The 21,442-nt window shown below is 70.8% G+C and carries 20 protein-coding genes; 12 read left to right on the forward strand and 8 right to left on the reverse strand.

Translation table 11 applies throughout. From position 1 onward, the window contains the following. The first annotated feature begins 113 nt into the window (after positions 1–113). Complete coding sequence (locus tag E3N83_RS11560; RefSeq protein ID WP_151083401.1) at positions 114–1,757, forward strand: RyR domain-containing protein; 1,644 nt, start codon at positions 114–116, stop codon at positions 1,755–1,757. Here the strand turns inward: E3N83_RS11560 and E3N83_RS11565 are convergent. The 3 genes from E3N83_RS11565 to nrdR all read right to left on the reverse strand — a co-directional run bounded on the left by E3N83_RS11565 (position 1,743) and on the right by nrdR (position 7,108). Further along, complete coding sequence (locus E3N83_RS11565; RefSeq protein ID WP_191907776.1) at positions 1,743–3,251, reverse strand: toll/interleukin-1 receptor domain-containing protein; 1,509 nt, start codon at positions 3,249–3,251, stop codon at positions 1,743–1,745. The genes E3N83_RS11560 and E3N83_RS11565 overlap by 15 nt on opposite strands. Before the next feature lie 127 nt (positions 3,252–3,378). Beyond that, complete coding sequence (locus E3N83_RS11570) at positions 3,379–6,336, reverse strand: vitamin B12-dependent ribonucleotide reductase (RefSeq protein ID WP_151083403.1); 2,958 nt, start codon at positions 6,334–6,336, stop codon at positions 3,379–3,381. A 196-nt stretch (positions 6,337–6,532) separates the two neighbouring features. Then, positions 6,533–7,108 (reverse strand): transcriptional regulator NrdR, encoded by a 576-nt coding sequence (gene nrdR, locus E3N83_RS11575; protein ID WP_151083404.1) that lies wholly within the window; start codon positions 7,106–7,108, stop codon positions 6,533–6,535. A gap of 387 nt (positions 7,109–7,495) precedes the next feature. On the opposite strand from nrdR, the gene E3N83_RS11580 reads away from it, so the two are divergent. Together E3N83_RS11580 and E3N83_RS11585 are read left to right on the forward strand one after the other, a co-directional pair. After that, positions 7,496–7,909: a 6TM ABC transporter family protein gene (locus E3N83_RS11580; RefSeq protein ID WP_151083405.1), complete on the forward strand. Its 414-nt coding sequence runs from the start codon at positions 7,496–7,498 to the stop codon at positions 7,907–7,909. A 3-nt stretch (positions 7,910–7,912) separates the two neighbouring features. After that, positions 7,913–8,368, forward strand: coding sequence for a DUF3052 domain-containing protein (locus E3N83_RS11585; protein WP_151083406.1), 456 nt, complete (start codon positions 7,913–7,915; stop codon positions 8,366–8,368). 517 nt (positions 8,369–8,885) lie between these two features. Here E3N83_RS11585 and E3N83_RS11590 read toward each other — a convergent pair. Further along, positions 8,886–9,476 carry a LysM peptidoglycan-binding domain-containing protein gene (locus E3N83_RS11590; protein ID WP_151083407.1) on the reverse strand — a complete coding sequence of 197 codons (591 nt, stop codon included), beginning with the start codon at positions 9,474–9,476 and terminating at the stop codon, positions 8,886–8,888. A 248-nt stretch (positions 9,477–9,724) separates the two neighbouring features. Further along, positions 9,725–10,531, reverse strand: coding sequence for an SDR family oxidoreductase (locus E3N83_RS11595; RefSeq protein WP_202879208.1), 807 nt, complete (start codon positions 10,529–10,531; stop codon positions 9,725–9,727). Positions 10,532–10,705: 174 nt separating this feature from the next. On the opposite strand from E3N83_RS11595, the gene lexA reads away from it, so the two are divergent. Both lexA and E3N83_RS11605 read left to right on the forward strand, forming a co-directional pair. Beyond that, on the forward strand, positions 10,706–11,449 hold the full coding sequence (gene lexA / locus E3N83_RS11600; protein ID WP_151083408.1) for a transcriptional repressor LexA: 744 nt from the start codon (positions 10,706–10,708) through the stop codon (positions 11,447–11,449). A gap of 73 nt (positions 11,450–11,522) precedes the next feature. After that, positions 11,523–12,404, forward strand: coding sequence for a phosphatase PAP2 family protein (locus E3N83_RS11605; RefSeq protein ID WP_151083409.1), 882 nt, complete (start codon positions 11,523–11,525; stop codon positions 12,402–12,404). Positions 12,405–12,647: 243 nt separating this feature from the next. Here E3N83_RS11605 and E3N83_RS11610 read toward each other — a convergent pair whose 3' ends face one another. Together E3N83_RS11610 and E3N83_RS11615 are read right to left on the reverse strand one after the other, a co-directional pair. After that, positions 12,648–14,858: an ATP-dependent DNA helicase gene (locus tag E3N83_RS11610; protein WP_151083410.1), complete on the reverse strand. Its 2,211-nt coding sequence runs from the start codon at positions 14,856–14,858 to the stop codon at positions 12,648–12,650. A 34-nt stretch (positions 14,859–14,892) separates the two neighbouring features. Beyond that, the gene (locus E3N83_RS11615; RefSeq protein WP_151083411.1) at positions 14,893–15,462 is read right to left on the reverse strand and encodes a hypothetical protein; all 570 of its coding nucleotides are present in this window, start codon (positions 15,460–15,462) and stop codon (positions 14,893–14,895) included. 71 nt (positions 15,463–15,533) lie between these two features. On the opposite strand from E3N83_RS11615, the gene E3N83_RS11620 reads away from it, so the two are divergent. Together E3N83_RS11620 and E3N83_RS11625 are read left to right on the forward strand one after the other, a co-directional pair. Further along, on the forward strand, positions 15,534–16,220 hold the full coding sequence (locus tag E3N83_RS11620) for a response regulator transcription factor (protein ID WP_151083412.1): 687 nt from the start codon (positions 15,534–15,536) through the stop codon (positions 16,218–16,220). Next, on the forward strand, positions 16,220–17,485 hold the full coding sequence (locus E3N83_RS11625; RefSeq protein WP_151083413.1) for a sensor histidine kinase: 1,266 nt from the start codon (positions 16,220–16,222) through the stop codon (positions 17,483–17,485). Before E3N83_RS11620 ends, E3N83_RS11625 begins: the two co-directional genes overlap by 1 nt. Before the next feature lie 19 nt (positions 17,486–17,504). Here the strand turns inward: E3N83_RS11625 and E3N83_RS11630 are convergent, their stop codons facing one another. After that, complete coding sequence (locus E3N83_RS11630) at positions 17,505–17,915, reverse strand: hypothetical protein (RefSeq protein ID WP_151083414.1); 411 nt, start codon at positions 17,913–17,915, stop codon at positions 17,505–17,507. Between the two features lie 138 nt (positions 17,916–18,053). Here E3N83_RS11630 and E3N83_RS11635 point away from each other — a divergent pair, with 138 nt between their 5' ends. The 5 genes from E3N83_RS11635 to E3N83_RS11655 are packed head-to-tail and all read left to right on the forward strand — an operon-like array spanning position 18,054 to position 21,420. Further along, a complete protein-coding gene (locus E3N83_RS11635) occupies positions 18,054–18,515 on the forward strand; it encodes a hypothetical protein (protein ID WP_151083415.1) in 462 nt (153 codons plus the stop codon). Beyond that, entirely contained in the window at positions 18,508–19,425 is a 918-nt protein-coding gene (locus E3N83_RS11640; RefSeq protein ID WP_151083416.1) for an FAD:protein FMN transferase, read from the forward strand. The genes E3N83_RS11635 and E3N83_RS11640 overlap by 8 nt, the downstream gene beginning before the upstream one ends. Further along, a complete protein-coding gene (locus tag E3N83_RS11645; RefSeq protein WP_151083417.1) occupies positions 19,422–19,991 on the forward strand; it encodes a ferric reductase-like transmembrane domain-containing protein in 570 nt (189 codons plus the stop codon). The genes E3N83_RS11640 and E3N83_RS11645 overlap by 4 nt, the downstream gene beginning before the upstream one ends. Further along, positions 19,988–21,226, forward strand: coding sequence for an NADH-ubiquinone oxidoreductase-F iron-sulfur binding region domain-containing protein (locus E3N83_RS11650; protein WP_151083418.1), 1,239 nt, complete (start codon positions 19,988–19,990; stop codon positions 21,224–21,226). The genes E3N83_RS11645 and E3N83_RS11650 overlap by 4 nt, the downstream gene beginning before the upstream one ends. Then, positions 21,223–21,420 (forward strand): ferredoxin, encoded by a 198-nt coding sequence (locus E3N83_RS11655; protein ID WP_151083419.1) that lies wholly within the window; start codon positions 21,223–21,225, stop codon positions 21,418–21,420. The genes E3N83_RS11650 and E3N83_RS11655 overlap by 4 nt, the downstream gene beginning before the upstream one ends. The last annotated feature ends 22 nt before the right edge of the window (positions 21,421–21,442 follow it).

A 21,442-nucleotide genomic window follows, 5' to 3' on the forward strand; every position in this document is an offset into this window, starting at 1 on the left:
CCGAGTTGGTCCTCAATCCACGGAGATCACCTGCGCAACTAGTGTAGTCACGAGCACCCGTGTATCTGCGCCTTCGACCACCACGGCGTTAGAGTCCCCAGGGAGGGCGATCAGTGGAGAGGCTGAACCGATTCACGGCGATTGCTGCCGGGGTCCTCATTCTGGTTTCGCTTCTCTTTGGATACGTCGGCTTCCTCACCTTGGGCCCGGCTCCACATCCCAAGAGCGATGCGGCCTTCGCTGCCCTTCAGTTGTTCGCCCTGGACGCCCCGCCCCATATTGCGTCGAGATCGTCGATGCTGAATGTCGCGCGCTTCTCCGCGCCCTTGAGCTTGGTCCTGGCCACAGTGGCTACGATCGTCGCCTTACTCGGCCAGCGGTTCAGGCGATTCAGCCTGCGATGGCGCGGTCATCACCACGTGATTCTTATTGGCATCGACGCCACGTCATTCGAACTCGGGCAATGCCTCCTACGCCGACGAGGGACTGTGGTGGCAGTGGACACTGAGGAGCACCCTCAGCTCATCGCCCTCCAAAGCGGAGGGGCCACGACCCTGGTCGGGGACGCGCGCGAATCGCGCCTGCTCGGGCGCTGCCGAGTCAAGACAGCACGGCACGTCGTGGTCATCGGGAAGAGCGACACTCATACCCTGCAGCTATGCGAGGCATTGGCGGGCGTCTTGGGGCCTAGGAGCGCAGCAACTGTCCACGCGGCGATACATGACGAGTCGCTGTGGCGACAACTGGGAAGGGTCGAGATCAGACAATCCCGACCGGCGCCCCGTATGGAATTCTTCAACCCGGCTGACCGCAGGGCCAAGGCCTACTTGCAGTTGGTGACTCACGAACTGGACGGCGAACTCCCAGAGCAGTTCTGGGTCGCGGCCGACGGCCTTCTTGGCCGTCGCATGCTGGTGAACCTTTGTCAACAGCTCGCCTTGGGTGGCCGGCTGGTCCAGGTGCAGGTCGAGTCCGATACCCATGAGAAGTTGATCGAACCTCTGCTGCGGGACGAGCGATGGATCGGCTCCATGATGAGAGTTCGCGTCGCGGAAGCGGGTGAGGCCACGGGAATCGCATTGGTGTGCAGCGAACGCTCGGACGGGCGGCCGTTGGGCAGGGCACTCGAGCTCGCTCAAGACTCCACCACGGAACGAGTCTTTCTCTGCGCAGCCGGACACGAGGGGGACACGGTCCTGGACCTGAAGCGGCTCAGCCCTCGCGTGTCCCTCCTGCCAGCCGACAGTGAGTGGCTGCGCCCAAGTCATTTCTTCGGTCGTTCTTGGATCGAGATCATGGCGGAGGCCCGGCACGAGGACTACTACGCCAACGAGGTGGCCCGAGGGAGCACCCGAGCTTCCAACCGCTCGCTAGTCCCATGGCGGGACCTTCCCGAGAGTCTGCGCGAGTCCAATCGTGCCTTCGCCCGCGCGGTCGGCGCCGTGCTTGAGCAACTAGGCGGGACGTTGGCCCCTCTACGGGGACCAGTGCTCGAGGTGTCACTCCCCGACGACGAACTCGAACTGCTCGCGCGAAACGAGCACGATCGTTGGATGTGCGCCTTGACCGATGACAACTGGACCTATGCGCCAGCCCCGAAGGACCCGCACCTCAAGACGCACCCTCTGCTCGTCGATTGGGAGAAACTCGATGAACCAGAGCGCGAGAAGGACCGAGACGCCATTCGCGCTATCCCGCGCATGCTTGCACGAGTCGGCTACTCCCTGGAGATTCCGGCCCGTTCAGACACACACTGAGGATTCCTGCAGACGCGCGATCGCAGCCTCCGACAGAGAGATATAGGCGGTCACCTCGTTGATGTCCACGAAACGGCCCAACTGGCTTCGCAACTCGACCAGCCGATTTGCCTCGTCCATCGATAGGCGTCCGTAATTATGCAACGCCTCCGCAGACAGACTGTTGAGATCCAACAATCCGCCATCGTCGTAATCACGTCGCACGTCAGGTCGGCCCACCATCATGGAGGCAGCCAACGAACGGTCGCGGCTAACGAGTTGCCGATAGCTCTCTCGTAACTCCCGCTTGGCCAACTGCTCGTGCGCGCCCGGCAAGTCGCCTTCGCGGTCGCGGAACACGAATCCGACGACCGCGCCGGCGGTCATGGCCAGGAGCATGAGGGTCACGCCGACGTTTGACAACGGTCCTGTTGGAGTGCCCGTAGCGTCTTCGGGCGCCGACCCAATTAATGCGAATCCGGCAACCACGACCAAGACAATCCCACCCGATACGGCGTACATCTTCCGACGGAACGAGGGATCCGATTTGCGCTTCGATGCAACCCACAAAGGTGGAACCCACGCGGCCAGCCCACAGGTCACAAGCGGCAGAGTCGTCATGAACCATCGAGAACGTCGATACCGCGCCCATCTGGACAGTGGAGCCGGTGCAACCGCAGCCCGGGAGGCGCTTCCGCTCGACCCAACAGTCGCCCGGAACTGAGCAGGCGGGGACCAATTGCCTGGCTTCGAACTAGGGGTCGCCAGTGACTTGCTCCAGACAGAACCTCGGTCATCGACGGGTGCCGCGGGCTCCCCCAGGCCCAAGCGATGGCGGTGCTTCATCAAGTAGCGGCCGATCATTGTGTGGTAGTTACGTCGTCCTGAGACCTCGGCGTGCGTGGCAAGCACGGCCGAATGCTCGGAAACGTCCTTCGTCTTGAAAGTTGAAGGAAGGAGGGCGACTGCGTACCCAATTGCGTCAGGGTCGATGTCGTCAAAGGACACTGTCGGACCGGTTTCCCTCACGGTTGCCGACGCCCCCAACCGGCGCAACTGCTCCGCAAGCCTCTCCAGATCGCTGGTCCACCGGGAGTCGCCCAACTCGATCGCATTGAGTCGCGCCAGCCTGCGGATGCTCTCGGGAAGGTCTTCAGGGCCGGGCATCTGCGCACCCTCGACGAGAACCGGGATGACCCGGACGTTCTGCGCCGCAAGAGCCGACTCGACCTCGAGACGGACGAAGTCGTTCGTCTCGTCGAGACGCCGGACCGCTCCGCCGGGCCTGGGGTCCAGCCAGTTGTCTCCGATGAGCACAAGTACGACATGGCACTGCTCGATCTCGTTGCGGATGTGCTCTTCGAAATCGGCGCCAGGCGGGATCGAATCGATGTCCATGAAAATGCGGGCATCTGCGAGGCGATTTCGCAGGCCGTCATGGAGTCCGTTCGCCTGTGCCTGGCAATCGGTTCGACGGTAGGAGATGAAGACCCGCTGCTGCGTCGTCTCGGTCAAGGATCCCCCTCGAGTCAGGATGTGTTGCGAGACCTGACCCTAACTCCATGTACTGGCGACAGCAGGGCGGCCGGTCGAGCAGACGCCTTGAAGGGATTGCTCGACCGGCCGCCACGCCTCGATTCAGCTAGCTGCAGCCGCTCGTGCTCCCGCAGCCTTCGCAGACGTAGCAGGAGCCGGCGGGGCGCATCTTGGTGCCGCAGGTCATGCAGAGGGGGGAGTCGACGGCGGTGCCGGTGATCTTCTCCAGGAGCTCGGCGGAGGTGTGGGCCTCCTTGGGCGCCGGCTTCGGGGCGAGGTCGTCGATGGCGGCGTGCTCGGCTGCGGTCTCGTGGTCTCGACTCCGCTCGACCACCGGAGAGTCGCCGACCACCGAAGCGTCGTCGATGAGCTCGGCCTCGACCGGGGCGGAGAGGTCGCCGATGACCTCGGCGGCGTTGCCGACCTCGGTGGGCAGCTCGTAGGAGCCGGTCTCGAGGTAGCGCTGGCGCTCGTCGGCGGAGTAGATGCCCAGGGCCTGGCGGGACTCGAAGTCGAGGTAGTCCAGGGCGAGGCGACGGAAGATGTAGTCCATGATCGACTTCGCCATCCGCACGTCCGCGTCGTCGGTCAGGCCGTTGGGCTCGAACGACAGGTTGGAGAACTTCGAGACGTAGGTCTCCAGCGGCACGCCGTACTGCAGGCCGATGGAAACGGCGATCGAGAAGGCGTCCATCACGCCGGCCAGGGTCGAGCCCTGCTTGCCGAGCTTGAGGAACACCTCGCCGAGCTCGCCGTCGTCGTGGGCACCGGAGGTCATGTAGCCCTCGGCGCCGCCGACGGTGAACGACGTGGTGCGCGAGGTGCGCGACTTCGGCAGGCGCTTGCGGGTCGGGCGGTAGACGATGACTTCCTTGACGTCCGTCGTCTCCGAGTCGTGGTCTCGACTTCGCTCGACCACCGAGGAACGCGCTTGGTCCTTCTTAGAGGACTCGCTCTTGCCGTCGGACAGCGGCTGGCCGACCTTGCAGTTGTCGCGGTAGACCGCGGTCGCCTTGAGGCCGAGCTTCCACGACTGGAGGTAGATGTCCTCGATCTCCTCGACCGTGGCGCTCTCCGGCAGGTTGACCGTCTTGGAGATCGCGCCGGACAGGAACGGCTGCGCGGCCGCCATCATCCGCACGTGACCCATCGGCTTGAGCGCCCGGGCGCCCATCGCGGTGTCGAAGACCTCGTAGTGCTCGGTCTTCAGCCCTGGAGCGTCGATCACGTGGCCGTGCTCGGCGATGAAGGCGACGATCGCCTCGATCTTCTCCTCGTCGTACCCGAGGTTCTTCAGCGCGCGCGGGATGGTCTGGTTGACGATCTGCATCGAGCCGCCACCGACCAGCTTCTTGAACTTCACCAGCGAGAAGTCGGGCTCGATGCCGGTGGTGTCGCAGTCCATCATGAAGCCGATGGTGCCGGTCGGTGCGAGCACCGAGGCCTGCGCGTTGCGGAAGCCGTTGGCCTCGCCCAGCTTGATCACGTCGGCCCAGGCCTGGGTGGCGAACTTGGCGACCTGCGCGTCGGCGACGTGGTGGGTGCGGACGGTGTCGTTGGCGGCCTGGTGCTTGCGCATCACCCGCTTGTGGGCGTCGGCGTTGCGGGCGTAGCCGGCGTACGGGCCGACGATCGCGGCCAGCTCCGCGCTCCTCTTGTACGATGCGCCGGTCATCAGCGACGTGATCGTCGCGGCCATGGACCGACCGCCGTCGGAGTCGTAGCCCAGCCCCATCGCCATCAGCAGGGCGCCGAGGTTGGCGTAGCCGATGCCCAGCTGGCGGTAGTCGCGGGTGGTGTCGCCGATCGCCTCGGTCGGGAAGTCGGCGAAGCAGATCGAGATGTCCATCGCGGTGATGATCAGCTCGACGGCCTTCTGGAACAGCGCGGAGTCGAAGGTGTCGTCGTCCTTGAGGAACTTCAGCAGGTTGAGGCTGGCCAGGTTGCACGAGGAGTTGTCGAGCGACATGTACTCCGAGCACGGGTTGGACGCGGTGATCCGACCGGTCTCGGGGTTGGTGTGCCAGTCGTTGATGGTGTCGTCGTACTGCAGGCCGGGGTCGGCGCAGGCCCACGCGGCCTGGCTGATCTTGGTGAACAGCTCGCGGGCGTCGACGGTCTCGATCACCTCGTGGGTGCCGCGGGAGCGGAGCCCGAACTCGGTGCCGTCCTCGACGGCGCGCATGAACTCGTCGCTGACGCGGACCGAGTTGTTGGCGTTCTGGTACTGCACGGAGGTGATGTCGGCGCCGCCGAGGTCCATGTCGAAGCCGGCGTCGCGCAGCGCGCGGATCTTGTCCTCCTCCTTGGCCTTGGTCTCGACGAACTCCACGATGTCGGGGTGGTCGACGTCGAGGACGACCATCTTGGCCGCACGACGCGTGGCGCCGCCGGACTTGATGGTGCCGGCCGACGCGTCGGCGCCGCGCATGAAGGAGACCGGGCCACTCGCCGTACCGCCGGAGCTCAGCAGCTCCTTGGACGAGCGAATCCGGGAGAGGTTGAGCCCGGCGCCGGAGCCGCCCTTGAAGATGAAGCCCTCCTCCTTGTACCAGTTGAGGATGGAGTCCATCGAGTCGTCGACACTGAGGATGAAGCAGGCGCTGACCTGCTGCGGGGACGGCGTACCGACGTTGAACCAGACCGGGGAGTTGAACGAGAAGTACTGGTGGACCAGCAGCCAGGTCATCTCGTGTTCGAAGACCTCGGCGTCGGCTGCCGTGGCGAAGTAGCCGTGCTCGAGGCCAGCCTTCGTGTAGGTCTTCACGACCCGGTCGATCAGCTGCCTGAGGCTCCACTCACGGACGTCGGTGCCGACCGCGCCGCGGAAGTACTTGGTCGTGACGATCGTGGACGCGTTGACGCTCCAGAAGTCGGGGAACTCCACGCCGCGCTGCTCGAAGACGGTCTCGCCGGTCTTCCAGTTCTGCTGGACGACGTCGCGGCGCTCCCAGGTGAGCTCGTCGTAGGGGTGCACGCCGGGCGTGCTGAAGACACGCTCAATCGTGAGCTTGGTGCCCTCGCCCTTGGTCGAGCCCTTCGTGGGGTTCACCGTCTCGGTCATGGAATCTCCTCGTGTCCTTCGCGCTGGCGTTGCTGGTCTGGTTCGGGCTGTGCTGGTGATCTCGACTTCGCTCGATCACCGAGGTGGTCCTCTCGATCACCGAGGTGGTCCTCTCGATCACCGATGACGGCGTCTCGCCGTCGAGGTGGTGCACCCGGCGCGCAGCTTCCCCACTACGCGCCGGGTGGTCTGTGGGTTATCCGGTGGGTACGGCGTCGGGCTGGGTCGCGTGGTCTCGACTCCGCTCGACCACCGAAGAGGACTGCTCGACCACCGAGGCGGACCGCTCGACCGGCGAGGCGGACCGCTCGACCACCGAGGCCGCGGCCTGCTCCATGCGGAGCAGCGCGATCTCGTCCTCGAAGTCGTCGGCGGAGCTGAACGCCTTGTAGACGGAGGCGAACCGCAGGTAGGCGACCGGGTCGAGGGCCCGCAGCGGGCCGAGGATGGCCAGGCCGACCTCGTGGGCCGGGATCTCGGCGGCACCCTCGGTGCGCAGGGTGTCCTCGACGGTCTGGCCCAGGCAGGCCAGGTCGTCCTCGGAGACCGGGCGGCCCTTGCAGGCCTTCCGGACCCCGGAGATCGCCTTCTCGCGGTTGAACGGCTCGGTGGCACCGGAGCGCTTGAGCACGGTCAGCTGCATCAGCTCGACGGTGGTGAAGCGCTTCTCGCACGCCTCGCAGCGGCGCCGGCGGCGGATCGCGGAGCCGTCGTCGGAAACCCGGGAGTCGAGGACCTTGGTGTCGGTGTGGCGGCAGTACGGGCAGTGCATCGGTCCTCCTCTCCTCGGGCTCGGAAACGTGGTGCGGTGGCTCTGGTACAACGTCGTGCGGGCGCGCCGCATGCCCTCACGTCGGGGGTGTTGCGGGCGGGTCTGGCTGTGTAGGAACCGCACCGGATCTGTGGAGAACCGAGCGACTTCTGTGGGTCTGACCCCCGGCCGATGTGGACTACATGTGGAAAACCACAACGGTGTAACTACTAGATGTAGTGGTAACCGTACGTCGGCGTGGTCGGGGTTGGCAAGCAAATCGACCAGAGAATTCGCCGGGGTCGAGGTGCCGGCACAAACGCACAGGTCAGCGGCCTGAGACCCCCCGGAAAGCGGCTTCGGGGATCGGCGTGTCGGGTGCCGCCACGATCGGTCACAATGGGTGGCGTGGAGCGTTCGGGGAAGCATGCGGCGCCCCGTCACGCTGCCCCACCGACCGCACCACCTCCGCAGCCCGCCCGGATCGACGCCAGCCGGCTCGACCCGCTCGCCACGCCGGCTCCCGATGCTCCTCCCACGGGAGGTCGCGGCAGTACGTCGGTGCTGCTGCTGGCGCTCGGGATCACCGCCGCGGTGGTCGCCTGGGGCTACCTGGTCTATCTGGCCATCGACTTCGGCACCGCTGCGCGCGACGGCGACGCCACCGGCTGGTGGATGCTCGCCCTGGCCACGGTCGGCGCGATCGCCTGCCTGTTCGTCGGGATGCTGCTCGGCACCCGGTTCGTCCAGCGCCTCAAGGGCGGCCCGTCCCAGCCACCCGCCCCGCCGAGAGTCCCGGGCGGCCGCCGAGCGGCGCGCTGAGTCGTGGTCTCGACAGGCTCGACCAGCGGAGGCGGCCCGAACGACGGAGGCGGAGCCGGCTACTCGGGGACGCCGCTCCCCCGCAAGCTCGGCGTCACGGACGCTCACGTGGTGCTGCTGGACCGGCTCCCCGACGGTCTCGACCTCGGCCTGCCGCCGACCGCGCACGTCGTACGTCGTCTGCGCGAGGGGCTCGACGTGACCCTGACCTTCCACACTCGGCTGGCCACCCTCGAGGCCCGGCTGCCGGCGCTGTTCGCGCACACGGTGACCGCGGGGTCGGTATGGGTGTGCTGGCCCAAGCAGGCTGCCGTGAAGCGGCTCGGCATCGACACCGACCTGAACGACAACGTAGTCCGTGCGGCCGGGCTGTTCCTCGGGTGGGTGGACGTCAAGGTCGCCGCGATCGACGAGACCTGGTCGGGGCAGAAGTTCGTCCGGCGACTGGTCGACCGCTGAGGGCGGGTGCTGGATCACCCCGTCGCACCTCCCGACCGGCCCGGGCAACGGATCTGGATCACCCTGATCCAGATCCGATCTCAGGGACGACCGGGAACCGCGCCGGCCTGATCCACCACCCCTCCAGCCGGGCGTGGTGTGGTCTCGACTCCGCTCGACCACCGAGATCTTCCGCTCGACCACCGAGATCTTCCGTTCGACCACCGAGGTCTTCCGCTCGACCACCGAGGTCTTCCGCTCGACCACCGAGGTCTTCCGCTCGACCACCGATGCGCTCGCCCCACCACCGATGAGCTCGTCCGACCACGGGGCCGTCGCAGCGGGGAACCGCGGGAGGCAGCGCGCATGGGGTCGCGCTGCCCCCCGTCTTCCCCGGCTCTCCGCCGGCCGGGGTCGAGTCGGCCGGCGGAAGTTCATGGGTGGGGGTGTGGTCTCGACTCCGCTCGACCACCGAGGCCGAGCGCTCGACCACCGAGGCGGACCGCTCGACCACCGAGGCGGAGCACTTGACCACTCGCTACTGCGGGATGCGGAGATGCTGGCCGGCCTGGAGAGAGGCCGAGTCGAGGTGGTTGAGCGCCTCGATGTGGCTCATCATCGAGCGCACGTCACCACCGGCGGCCGCGGCGGACGAGATGTCCCACAGCGTCTGGCCGGGAGTCACCGTGACCACCGTGGTCTGCTCGGGGTGGTCGTTGGCGATCGAGGCCGATGCTGCCGCGAAGCCCAGGCCGAGCACCGCCACCACGGAGACGGTCAGCACGGCCAGGCGACCACGGCGGGTCAGCCGGAGCCCGCTGCGGCGCGGCTCGACGAGCTGGAGACGCTGGTCGTCACCGTCGTACTCCGCGGCGAAGAAGTCGTCGAGCCGGACCTGCCGGGTCTCGACTGGAGGCTCGACGAGCTCGAGCACGGGGCGGGTAGGCAGCACCCGGGTGACGACCGGCGCGCGCTCGCCGTCCGCGACGATCCGCAGCACCGGCCGGTCGGCCGGACCACCCACGGAGCAACCCGGCCCGCTCAGGGTGCGACGCGCGGTGGGACGCGGCGCAGAGGCGGGCGCCGGCTGCGTGAGCCGGCTGGTGCGGGTGGCGGTGCTGCTGCTCATCGGACCCTCCTGGGGAAGTGGACTGATCCCTGTCTAGTGGTGACCACCGACAGTCGCTCCCGCTGACGCTGGGGCCGGCGACCGGTGGTGGTCCGAACAGAGGTTCGTTCGAACACATGTACGACGTTAGATCAGGTGTTCGAACGATTTCAAGCGCGACACGAACAGACGTTCGACTGATTAGACACGTTGCCACGCCGCCGAGCGGTGAGCCAGGACCGGTTCGCGGTCCGAGAATCAGTCCTGCGTCACCGCTGGTCGGCGCGACGGGCGAGGGCGCGCCGACCGCGGGCGGCGAAGAGCCGGGCCGGCGGGCCGCCCAGCGACGGGGCCAGGGTGCTGGTACGGATCACCGCACCGCGCCAGCCCGGCAGGCTGCGGACGACCCGGCGCGACCCGAGCAGCGCCACCGCTGCGTCGGCGGTCTCGTCGGCGGTGAGGATCCTGCTGCCGGAGTGCACCAGCTGCGCGCCGAGGCCGCCCGCGTCCTGCCCGTCGAGCAGGGCGGTCTGGACGCCGTCGGGGCACAGCGCGTGCACCCGCACGCCGCGCGGCGTCTCGACCGCGACCGACATCGTGGCGGACACGATCGCAGCCTTGGTGGCGGCGTACACGGTGTAGCCCGGCACCGGCCCGAGCCCGGAGATCGAGGCGGTGTTGACGATGTCGCCCCGGCTCGCCTCCCCGGCGAACCCGGTGAACTCAGCCAGCGCGGCCCGCATCCCCCACAGGGTGCCGAGCAGGTTGACCTCGACCAGGCGACGTACCTGCTCGTCGTCGAGGCCCGCCAGCGTCCCGTCGTCGCCGACCCCCGCGTTGTTGAACCACGCGGTCAGCCGGCCGTGGTCGCGCGCCGTCGTGGCCACGAATCGGTGTGCGGCCGGGTCGCGGACGTCGTGCTCGAGGCCGACCGCCGCCCCGATCTCGTCGGCGGTACGACGTGCGCCGTCGCCGTCCACGTCGGTCACGAGCACGGCGTACCCCCGGCCCACCATCCGCTCGGCGATCGCCCGCCCGATGCCCCTGGCCGCTCCGGTCACCACACAGCTGTCCATGACCCGATCCAATCAGGGGGGCCTGGTCTCGACTTCGCTCGACCGCCGAGGGCGCTCGACCACCGAGTGCGCTCGACCACCGAGGTAATGCTCGGCCAACGGACTGCGCCGGGCGACACGCCCGTTCGAACAGGTGTTTGATTCCGGGGCGGTCGCCGCCGTACGGTTCGGTCCATGACGAAGAGCAGATCCCGACCGGTCGCCGCCAGCAAGGTCAGCGAGCTGCCCGACGGCCCGCCCGACGCGACCGGGCTCACGCCGCGGCAGACGCGGGTGCTGGTCGCGATCAAGGACTCCATCGAGCAGCGCGGCTACCCGCCCAGCATGCGCGAGATCGGGGAGAAGGTCGGGCTGACCAGCAGCTCGAGCGTCGCCCACCAGCTGCGGGTGCTGGAGGAGAAGGGGTTCCTCAAGCGCGATCCCAACCGCCCCCGTGCCCTCGAGGTCTTCCTTCCCGAGGTGCTCGCGGCGCGGCGCTCGATGGGCTCGGCTGCTGCCGAGGAGACGTCGTACGACGAGACCGGGGTCGGCGACGCGATGCCGGCCGCCACCTACGTGCCGATGATCGGCAGGATCGCGGCCGGTGGCCCGATCCTGGCCGAGCAGACCCTCGACGACGTCTTCCCGCTGCCCAAGCAGCTGGTCGGCGAGGGCACGCTGTTCATGCTGGAGGTCTCCGGCGACTCCATGGTCGAGGCCGCCATCTGCAGCGGCGACTACGTCGTGGTGCGCCAGGAGCAGACCGCCGAGAACGGCGACATCGTGGCCGCGCTGATCGACGGTGAGGCCACCGTGAAGACCTTCCAGCGCAAGGACGGCCACGTCTGGCTGCTCCCGCACAACCCGGCGTACGACCCGATCGACGGCACCCACGCCACGATCCTGGGCAAGGTCACCGCGGTCCTGCGACGTATCTGAGGGAATACGCCACGCTCTTGAAGCGTCGTAAGAGGGATGCACGTACGGTGCGCGACCTGAGAGAATGACGACGATGAGCGTGAGATCCAGCCTGCCTGCGATCGCCCGGGGGACCCTCCTCGGGCGTCGGGGCGTGCGCGAGATCGCGCTGATCGGCGGGCTCTACATCTTCTACTGCGTCACCCGGACCTTCGCCGAGGACAGCCTCGGCCCGGCCCAGGACCGCGCCGGCGACCTCTTCCACCTCGAGCGGGTGCTCCATCTGGACTGGGAGCACTCGATCAACAACTGGTTCGTCCAGCACCCGTGGGCGGCGGTGCCGGCCTGCTACTGGTACGCCGCCGCGCACTACGTGGTCACCCTGACCGTGCTGGTCTGGCTGTTCCGCAAGGGTGCCGCGCACTACTCCCCCGCCCGCTGGGTGCTGGTGGTCTCGTGCGTGATCGCCCTGGCCTGCTACCTCCTCCTGCCGACGGCCCCGCCACGGCTGGTCAGCGGGGGGTACGTCGACGTGCTCAGCCTGCACTCCGACGTCGGCTGGTGGAGCACCGACGCCTCGGCGCCCAAGGGGATGGGGCAGCTGACCAACGAGCTGGCCGCGTTCCCGAGCCTGCACGCCGGCTGGGCGCTCTGGGTGGCCCTGGTGATCCGCCGCAACTCCCAGAACCCGTGGCTCCGCGGCCTGGGCTGGCTGCACGCGTTCGTCACCGCGGCCGTGGTCGTCGGGACCGGCAACCACTGGATCCTCGACGTCTTCGTCGGCTGGGCGCTGGTGATCGTGGCGATGTGGCTGGTGGACCCGTGGTTCGCCGACCAGCGCGAGCGGGTGGCCGTGCGAGTGGCCTTCAACCCACGCCTGGCGACCGGGCCGACCGACCCCGTGGTGGGGCCGGTGATCGGGCCGGTCGCGGCCCGCGACCCCGAGCAGGCCCGTCGGCCCCGCGAGTCCACCTAGCCGGTCGCCCGCCCTCGGGCGTCGATATGGAACACCCTGTCGCGCTTCCCGACCCGACGAGACAGCGGATGTGGAACACCCTGTCGCGCTTCCCGGCCCGCCGTGGAACCGGATGTGCAACACCCTGATCCACTTTCACCTTCAGGGCCTGCGGTGAAGCAGAACACCCTGATCCACTTCCGCTCTCACCGCCACGGCTGAAACAGAACACCCCGATCCGGATCGGCGACGACGGCCGGCCCGTCACTCTCCCGCGGCCGCGCCGGAGTCGGCCGCCGCCAACCGGGCCAGCGCGGAGCGGACCAGGTCGCCGTCGTAGGTCGGCCACATCGGCGGCAGGCTGGCCCGCAGGAAGCTGCCGTAGCGGGCCGTTGCGAGCCGCGGGTCGAGCACCGCCACGACTCCACGGTCCGCGGTGGTCCGGATCAGCCGCCCGGTGCCCTGCGCCAGCAGCAGCGCGGCGTGGGTGGCGGCGACCTGCATGAACCCGTTGCGCCCCTCCCGGTCGGCGGCGCGCTGGCGGGCGCTCATCAGGGGGTCGTCGGGCCGGGGGAACGGGATCCGGTCGATGATCACCAGCTGACAGGTCTCACCGGGTACGTCGAGCCCCTGCCAGAGGCTCAGGGTGCCGAACAAGCTGGTGAACGGGTCCGAGACGAACTGGCGGGCCAGCTCCGGGAGCTGGGCGTCGCCCTGGGCCAGCGTGGTCAGGTGGGGCAGGCGTTCGCGGACCGCCTCGGCCGCGGTCTCGGCCGCGCGCCGGGAGCTGAAGAGCCCCAGGGTCCGGCCGTCCGCGGCGTCGACCAGCGAGACGATCTCGTCGAGCTGGGCCGGGCCGAGGCCGTCGCGCCCGGGCGGCGGCAGGTGCCGGGCGATGTAGAGGACGCCCTGCCGGGCGTAGTCGAACGGCGAGCCGACGTCGAGCCCGACCCACGGCAGCGCGGCCCCGCCGCCCCCCACGCTGGTCGAGGCGGTCGAGGCCACGCCGGCCACCCTGCCTCCGGTGGACGAGCCGCCCCCGCCGGTCGAGCCGCTCCCGCCGGTCGAGCCGCCCCCGCCGGTCGAGCCGCTCCCGCCGGTCGAGCCGCCCCCGCCGGTCGAGCCGGTCGAGACCACGGCCACCCCCGCGTCGACCCGCTCGGTCGGCTTCAGCCCCACCGAGGTGGCCAGCGCGTTGAAGTCGCCACCGAGCATCAGGGTCGCGGAGGTGAGCACGACGGTCTTCTCCGACAGCAGCTTCTCGCGCATCGGCCCCCAGACCTCCAGCGGCGCGACGCAGAGCCGCGGCGGCAGCCGGTCGGTGCCCTCGGTCAGCCACAGCACGTCGGACTCCGAGCCGGCGGCCATCCGCTCGGCGGTCACGAAGACGTCCTGCACCGAGCCCCGGGCCTGGGTGCGGCCGGCGTCGGCATCGGAGCCGCCGGCTCCCGGCCCGGCGTCACCCTCCTTGGGATAGGCCGACAGGCACGCCCGGGCCGCGTCGCGGACCAAGGCGAGGGCGTCGGCCAGCTGCTCGGGTACGACGTCGAAGCGACCCGGCGAGCAGTCACCGATCGCGGCCGCCAACGCGTCGCCGGCGTCGGCGAGGTCGTCGGCGGCCGACGAGTCGCGGTCCGCGTCGGCGACCCAGCGCCGCGAGCGGCGGGCCGCCCGGTCCACCTCGGCGGCGAACATCTCGTCGGTCGCGGCCTGGGTCACCCGGCTGACCACCTCGTGTGCCTCGTCGACGACCACCACGTCGTAGTCGGGGATCATCGGCACGCCCTCGATCGCGTCGATGGCGAGCAGCGAGTGGTTGGTGATGATCAGGTGGGACCGGTGGGCGGTCTCGCGGGCCCGCTCGACGAAGCACTCCTCGCCGAACGGGCAGCGCGACGCCCCCAGGCAGTCGCGGTGGCTGACCGACACCTGCCGCCACTCCCGGTCGGTGTGGCGCGGGGCGTGGTCGCGCTCACCGCTGCCCTGCGCGGTGGCCTCCTCCTCGGCCCAGGCCCGCAGCTCGAGCACCTTGGTCGCCATCGAGCCGGTCGGCAACTCGATCAGGGCGCCCTGGTCGTCGGGCACGCCTTCACGGATGCGGTGCAGGCACGCGTAGTTGGAGCGGCCCTTCAGCACGGCGTACGACGTGTCGATGCTCGGGTAGGTGGCGCCCACCGCCTCCACCAACCGCGGCAGGTCACGCTCGACGAGCTGGTGCTGGAGCGCCAGCGTCGCCGTGGCGACCACCACCCGCTCGTCGTGCAGCAGCGCCGGGACGAGGTAGGCCAGCGACTTGCCGGTGCCCGTGCCGGCCTGGACGACGAGGTGGCGGTGGTCGGCGAAAGCCGCCCCCACCGCCTCGGCCATCTCGATCTGGCCGGGCCGCTCCTGGCCGCCGAGGGCCTCGACCGCCGTCCCGAGCACCTCCCGGACCACGAGCGGCGACCCGTCCGAGGGGCCTGAGGGGGATGGCACCGCTGCACCCTATCCGCGACCGCGGACACCGCCCCTAGTTGTCACCGGGCTGGTGCGCGGCCAGCGTGAAGTCGGGTACGCCGGCGACGCAGGTCGCCTGCACGGTCACCGGACGTGCGTCCTCACCGACCCGGACGAACCGCACCTGCACCAGCCCCGGGCCGCGCGAGCCGATCAGGTAGCGCCAGCCCGCGTTGGGATACGCCGCCACCAGGTGCGCCGCCGGCCCGCGGCACTCGGCGACCACGTGGCCGGCCGTCCCGCTCCACGACCTCCGCTGCGCGACCGGGGCCGTAGGCGTGGACGAAGGGGGTGAGGACGACGAGGGCGGCAGGGCCGGCGAGCTGCTCGGCGCACCGGGAGTCGTCGCGACCGACGACGGCGTGTCCGAGGGGCGCGGGGTGAGGGTGAGCCCGGGACTCGGTCGGCCGTCCGGGCCCTGGCCGGGCACCGGCAGCGAGCCGGTGACGTCGGCCTGAGGCTGGGTCGTGGGCAGGACGCCGGCACCGGCCCGGGAGATCACCACCCAGACCAGGGAGGAGACCGCGACCACGACGGCGCACCACAGCACGGCCCCGAGCACGGCTGCTCGCACGCGCGTCACGAGACCATCATCCCTCGCACCCCGGCGAGGCCGCCGAGCATGTCACCCCTAGGGGCGGTTAGGTTCGTGCCATGAGCAGCATCCTCGTCATCGAGGACGATCCCGCGATCCGGTCGGCGGTCCAGCGCACCATGGCGGACCGGGGGCATGCGGTCGCGATCGCCGCGTCGGGCATGGCCGGCCTCGAGCACGTGCTGACCGAGCGGCCCGACGTCGTACTCCTCGACCTCGGTCTGCCCGACGTCGACGGGCTCACCATGATCGCGATGATCCGCGCGGCCAGCACCGTGCCGATCATCGTGATCACCGCTCGCGACGACGACGTGACCATCGTCAAGGCGCTCGACGCGGGAGCAGACGACTACGTGGTCAAGCCCTTCGGCGCTGACCAGGTCTCCGCCCGGATCCGCGCCCTGCTGCGCCGTGGCGCCGCCCCGTCTGCCAGCGAGCCGATCCGGGTCGGCGATCTCGTGATCGACGAGCGCTCGCGCACCGTCCACCTCGCGGGCGAGCCCCTCGAGCTGGCCCGCAAGGAGTTCGACCTCCTGCTCGCGCTGGCCCAGCGACCCGGCGAGGTCGTCACCAAGCGCGAGCTGCTCGCCGACGTCTGGCGGCAGGCCTACGGCGGGTCCGACCGCACCGTGGACGTGCACCTGTCGTGGCTGCGGCGCAAGCTCGGAGAGACCGCGGCCGAGCCGCGTTACCTGATCAGCGTGCGCGGTGTCGGGGTGCGTCTGGTGGACCCGGGCCGGACCTGATGCGCAGCCGGATCTCATGGCTCGTCCTGGCGACGACGTCGGCGATCGTGATGGCGTTCGTGATCCCGCTGTGCCTGCTGGTGCGGACGCTGGCCGCCGACCGCGCGATGAGCGCCGCGGACCAGGCGGCCCGCAACGTCGCGCTGGTCGTCACCGGTCTGCACGGCGGGCAGCAGCTCGACGGCTACCTCTCCGACCTCAACCGCAGCATCGTGCCCCAGGTCGCGGTGCTCACCACGAACGGCCGCAGCCTCGGCACCACCGAGGACCTCCGGCAGGATCCCGACGTACGACGTGCGCTCACCGGCGAGGGCTTCCGGGTCACCGACAGCGACGGCGGCGCGGTGCTGCTGCCGGTTGCGGTCCGGCACGGGACCGTCGTGGTCCGGGCCAGCGTCAGCGAGTCCGACCTGCGGCGCGGGGTCGCGGCCGCCTGGTCCGGCATCATCGGGCTCGGCCTGGTGCTGCTGGCCCTGGGCTGGCTGATGGCCCGCCAGCTCGGCCGCCGGATCAGCGAGCCGCTGCGCGGCGTCGCCGTGACCGCGCACCAGCTGCGCGAGGGCGACCTCTCCGCACGCGCCGAGGTGCGCGGCACCCCCGAGACCGTCGAGCTGGCCCGGGCCCTGAACGGACTGGCCGAGCGCACCGGCGAGCTCCTCGCCGCCGAACGGGTCGTCGTCGCCGACCTCTCCCACCGCTTGCGCACGCCGGTCACCGCGTTGCGCCTGGACGCCGAGGCCGTCGACGACCCGGCGCTGTCCCAGCGGCTCCAGGAGCACATCACCGTCCTCCAGCTGACCGTCGACCAGATCGTCAAGGAGGCGCGGCGGCCGGTGCAGTCCACGCTGACCGCGCGGTGCGACGCCGCCGCCACGATCGCCGACCGGGTGGCGTTCTGGGCAGCGCTGGCCGAGGACGACGGCCGGCCGCTCGACGTGCAGGTGGCGACCGGCCCGCTGCCGGTGCCGCTCTCGACGACCGACCTCGCCGACCTGCTCGACGTGCTGATCGACAACGTGTTCGCCCACACCGCCGACAACACCGGCTTCGCGGTCGCGCTGACGGCGGGCCAGGGCAGCTGCCGGCTGACTGTGTCCGACGACGGTGCCGGCTGGTCCGACGCGCCCCGGGTGGGCCCGGGTCACACCGGGCTCGGCCTGGACTTCGCTCGTCGTACCGCCCAGAACTGCGGCGGGCACCTCACCACCGGCACCACCGCCTCCGGCGGAGCGCAGATCGAGGTCCGGCTCCCGCTGGTGGAGTGACCACCGGTCCGGTGACGGGTCAGTCGTCGTGGCCACCACCACCGCCGCCCTCGTGCTCACCGCCGTCGTCGTGGTACGTCGGCTGGCTGGTCGGGTGGCTCACCGGCGCGGCGTGCTGCCGGACCGGCGCCGAACGGACCGGAGCGGCGACCTGCGCCGGCACCGGCGGGGCGGTGACGACCGGCGGCGCGATGGTCACGGTGCGGGTCACGGTGGTCACGCAGGCGCGGCCGTGGCGGACGGCCGGCTTCTGGCACGGCGCCCACCGGAAGGTCGGGCCGGGCTTGACCGGCATCGCCTTCGGATAGTGGGGCGCGGACACCGGCACGTTCGGGGCAGCCGCGGGGGCGGCGGCGGAGTAGGCACGCAGGCCACCGGCGAAACCGGCGAGCAGGGCCAGGGCGGCAAGGAGGACGGCGAAGGCTTTCATGCCGCCACGGTGCGGCCTGACTGCCTATGCGCGCCTCGCGGCTGCCTCAAGACCCCGTCAAGCCGCCCGCGGCTCCATGACCCGGACTTGAAGGAGCGATGAGACCTCCTTGCCGCGGGCTCTCGCACTCTGGTCGGCATGACCCCTACCCCACGCAGCCGGGACCGCTTCCGTCTCGGCGTCACGTCCGTGACCGCCATCGTCAGCGCCACCAGCCTGACCGCCGTCGGCTGGTTCGCCGGCGCGGCAGCTCGCGAGCAGCAGACCAAGCAGGCCCGCGACGACGCAGCCAACACGGCAGCCACGGCGAAGGCGGCCCGGGCCCAGGCCAAGTACGAAGCCGCCGTGGCCCGGCAGAAGTCCGCGTCGTACCCCCACAAGGTGCTGCTGCGGTCCCGGCCGCAGCGCACCGTCGTCCACACCCGCTATGTCCACTCGGCTGCGGCCCCGGTGGTCGTCGGCGGCGGCACGTTCGTCCCGCCGCCGTCGTCACCGGCCGGTCCCGCACCGGTGGTGCACAACCCACCTCCCGTCGTGCACGCCCCGCCCCCGCCTCCCCCGCCGCCGCCGGCGCCGTCCTCGGGCTCGCACCATGGGTGAGCACCCCGGCTCCTCGGCGACCTTCGGGGCACTGGGCACCTATGTGTACGTCGCGACCCGCGACCCCGGTGAGCTCGCCGCCGCGCGCGGTCTGACCGAGGCCGTGCTGGCCGAGGTGGACCGCACCTGCAGCCGCTTCCGCGAGGACTCCGACCTGGTCCGCGCCAACGCCGCGGCCGGCCACTGGGTCGAGGTCGACCCGCTGCTGGTCTCCGCGGTCGGCGTCGCGGTCGACGTGGCCCGGGCCACCGACGGGATCGTGCACCCGCTGCTCGGCCGCCAGCTGGTGTCGTGGGGCTACGACCGCGACTTCGGCCGGCTGGTCGACAGCGGTCCGGCCACGCCTCCCCCGGCTCCCGGCCCGCGGTCGTGGTCCGGCCTGGGCCTGGCCGAGGACGCGATCCGGGTCCCGGAGGGGACCGCGCTCGACCTGGGCTCCACCGGCAAGGCTTTCGCCGCAGACCTGGTGGCCACGACCCTGGCCGGAGAGCTGACCACGTCGGCGATCGTCAGCGTCGGCGGCGACCTCGCCGTCTCCCGGCCCGACGGCGTCGCCTGGCCGGTCGCCGTCTCCGGGCAGCTCGACGAGCCCGCCGTGGTCGTCTGGCTCGAGCGGGGCGGCCTGGCCACCTCCAACACCGAGGTCCGCCGCTGGACCCGATCCGGTACGGCGTACCACCACCTGATCGACCCGCGCACCGGCGCCCCGGCCACCACCCCCTGGGTGACCGCGAGCTGCCTGGGCACGACCTCGGTCGCGGCCAACACCGCGAGCACCGCCGCGATCGTGCTCGGCAACGAGGCCACCGCCTGGCTCGCCGCCCACGACGTCACCGCCCGGCTGGTCACCGCCGAGGGCTCGGTACGACGTACCGGCGGCTGGCCCGCCGACGAGGAGGCCGCCGCATGAACGCCTTCCTGCACGGCCCGTCGCTGTGGTATCTCAACCGGAGCACCGGCCTGGTCGTGCTGGCCCTGCTGACGGTCACCACGGTGCTCGGCGTGCTGTCGACCGGGCAGGGCCGGCGGCTCCTGCCGCGCTTCGTCGGCCAGGCGCTGCACCGCAACCTCGCGCTCTGGTCGGTGGTGCTGCTCGGGCTGCACATCACCACGGCGGTGGTCGACAGCTACGTCGACATCCGCTGGTGGCAGGCCGTCGTGCCCTGGGCCGGCGCGTCGTACATGCCGCTCTGGCTCGGCCTGGGCACCCTCTCCTTCGACCTGATCGTGCTGGTCGCGGTGACCTCGCTGGTGCGAGCCCGGATGAAGCACCGCACCTGGCGGTTCGTGCACCTGCTGGCGTACGGCGCCTGGGGCGTGGCGGTCGCGCACGGCCTCGGCATCGGCACCGACCTGCGACAGGCCGGCTGGGAGCGGGACGCGGTCTACGCCGCGGTCGCCCTGGTCGCCGGGGTCGCCCTGATCCGCCTGGTGGGCGCCACCGCCCGCCTCGCCCTCCGAGAGGCCACCCGATGAACAGCTCCCCGATCGCGGTCTGCGAGGACCCCGACGTCCACGCGGGACCCGCCCTCTTCTCCGGGCTCGACAGCGGACCGTCGCTCGCCGCCCACCGCGAGCAGTACGGCGACGTGCCGCGGATCTCGCTCGCGGACCTGACCGCGGCCATCGACCGGACCGGCCTGCGCGGCCGCGGAGGGGCGGCCTTCCCCTTCGCGATCAAGCTCCGTGCTGCCGCCGACGGCTCGCGCCGGCCGGTGGTCGTCATCAACCTCAGCGAGGGTGAGCCGGCCAGCAGCAAGGACAGCGCCTTGGCGCGGACCCGACCCCACCTGGTGCTGGACGGTGCGGTGGCCACGGCGCGAGCCCTCGGCGCCCACGCGGTGCACGTCGTCCTCCCCGGCGACCGGCCGCTCACCGTCGCCGCCATGGACGCCGCCATCGCCGAACGGCACGACCGCCGGATGCGGCTGGTCCGGCACGTGGCCTCGCCGCGGTTCGTCGCCGGCCAGGCGCGGGCGGTCCTCGAGCTGATGGCCGGGCGCCCCAACCTCCCGGTGACCGCCTGGACCCCCGAGGCGGTCGCCGGGCACCGGTCGCGGCCGACCCTGCTCTCCAACGCCGAGACCTGGGCCCACGTCGGACGACTGCTCCACACCGGTCCGCCGGCGGGCCTGGGCACCGACGACGAGCCCGGCACCACGCTGCTCACGCTGCGGCTGCCCGGCGCCCGGGTCGCCGTCCGCGAGGTGCAGTACGGCGCGTCACTGCGGTCGGTGCTGCCCGCCAAGGACGACGCGGCCGTGCTGCTGGGCGGCTTCCACGGCACCTGGACCACCGCTCGGGCCGCCCGCCGGCTGAAGGTCTCGGTGCCGGGCTTCCGGGAGTCAGGCCTGGCGCTCGGCGCGGGACTGGTGCTCGCCGTGGACGACTGCCCGGTGGCCTGGACCCAGCGGATCGTCGCCTACCTGGCCGGCCAGAGCGCGCGCCGCTGCGGGCCCTGCCTGAACGGGCTGCCCGCGCTGGCCGCGGCGGTCTCGGCGATCGACGACGGCACCGGCACCGCTCGCGTCGAGCAGCTGGCCGGGCTGGTCGAGCGCCGGGGCGCCTGCGCCCACCCCGACGGGACCGTGCGGCTGGTGCGGTCGCTGCTGACGGCGTACCCCGACGAGATCGACCGGCACGGCGCGGGGCACTGCTCCTGGACCCGCCAGGCGACCGTCGTACGACGGCTGCGGAGCGTGGCGTCGTGAAGCGCGCGCTACGCGTCGACTGGCCCGCCTGCCATGCCCGCGGCGTGTGCCACGAGCTGCTGCCGGAGGTGGTGGACCTCGACGAGTGGGGCTACCCGATCGTGGGTGGCGAGGTCACGCCGGAGCTGCTGGGCCTGGCCCGGGAGGCGGTGCGGATGTGCCCCCGGCTGGCGCTGCGGATCGTGGAGACCTGAGGAGGTACTAGGACCATCGGGC

Origin of the sequence: Nocardioides cynanchi, from assembly GCF_008761635.1 — a bacterium.
GTDB lineage: Bacteria > Actinomycetota > Actinomycetes > Propionibacteriales > Nocardioidaceae > Nocardioides > Nocardioides cynanchi.

Bases quoted from the DNA above. Each gene is read 5' to 3' on its own strand.
- E3N83_RS11620 (WP_151083412.1), top strand. From the start codon at position 15,534: ATGAGCAGCATCCTCGTCATCGAGGACGATCCCGCGATCCGGTCGGCG.
- E3N83_RS11595 (WP_202879208.1), bottom strand. From the start codon at position 10,531: ATGGACAGCTGTGTGGTGACCGGAGCGGCCAGGGGCATCGGGCGGGCG.
- lexA (WP_151083408.1), top strand. From the start codon at position 10,706: ATGACGAAGAGCAGATCCCGACCGGTCGCCGCCAGCAAGGTCAGCGAG.
- E3N83_RS11630 (WP_151083414.1), bottom strand. From the start codon at position 17,915: ATGAAAGCCTTCGCCGTCCTCCTTGCCGCCCTGGCCCTGCTCGCCGGT.
- E3N83_RS11650 (WP_151083418.1), top strand. From the start codon at position 19,988: ATGAACAGCTCCCCGATCGCGGTCTGCGAGGACCCCGACGTCCACGCG.
- E3N83_RS11625 (WP_151083413.1), top strand. From the start codon at position 16,220: ATGCGCAGCCGGATCTCATGGCTCGTCCTGGCGACGACGTCGGCGATC.
- E3N83_RS11640 (WP_151083416.1), top strand. From the start codon at position 18,508: ATGGGTGAGCACCCCGGCTCCTCGGCGACCTTCGGGGCACTGGGCACC.
- nrdR (WP_151083404.1), bottom strand. From the start codon at position 7,108: ATGCACTGCCCGTACTGCCGCCACACCGACACCAAGGTCCTCGACTCC.
- E3N83_RS11590 (WP_151083407.1), bottom strand. From the start codon at position 9,476: ATGAGCAGCAGCACCGCCACCCGCACCAGCCGGCTCACGCAGCCGGCG.
- E3N83_RS11645 (WP_151083417.1), top strand. From the start codon at position 19,422: ATGAACGCCTTCCTGCACGGCCCGTCGCTGTGGTATCTCAACCGGAGC.
- E3N83_RS11605 (WP_151083409.1), top strand. From the start codon at position 11,523: ATGAGCGTGAGATCCAGCCTGCCTGCGATCGCCCGGGGGACCCTCCTC.
- E3N83_RS11570 (WP_151083403.1), bottom strand. From the start codon at position 6,336: ATGACCGAGACGGTGAACCCCACGAAGGGCTCGACCAAGGGCGAGGGC.
- E3N83_RS11635 (WP_151083415.1), top strand. From the start codon at position 18,054: ATGACCCCTACCCCACGCAGCCGGGACCGCTTCCGTCTCGGCGTCACG.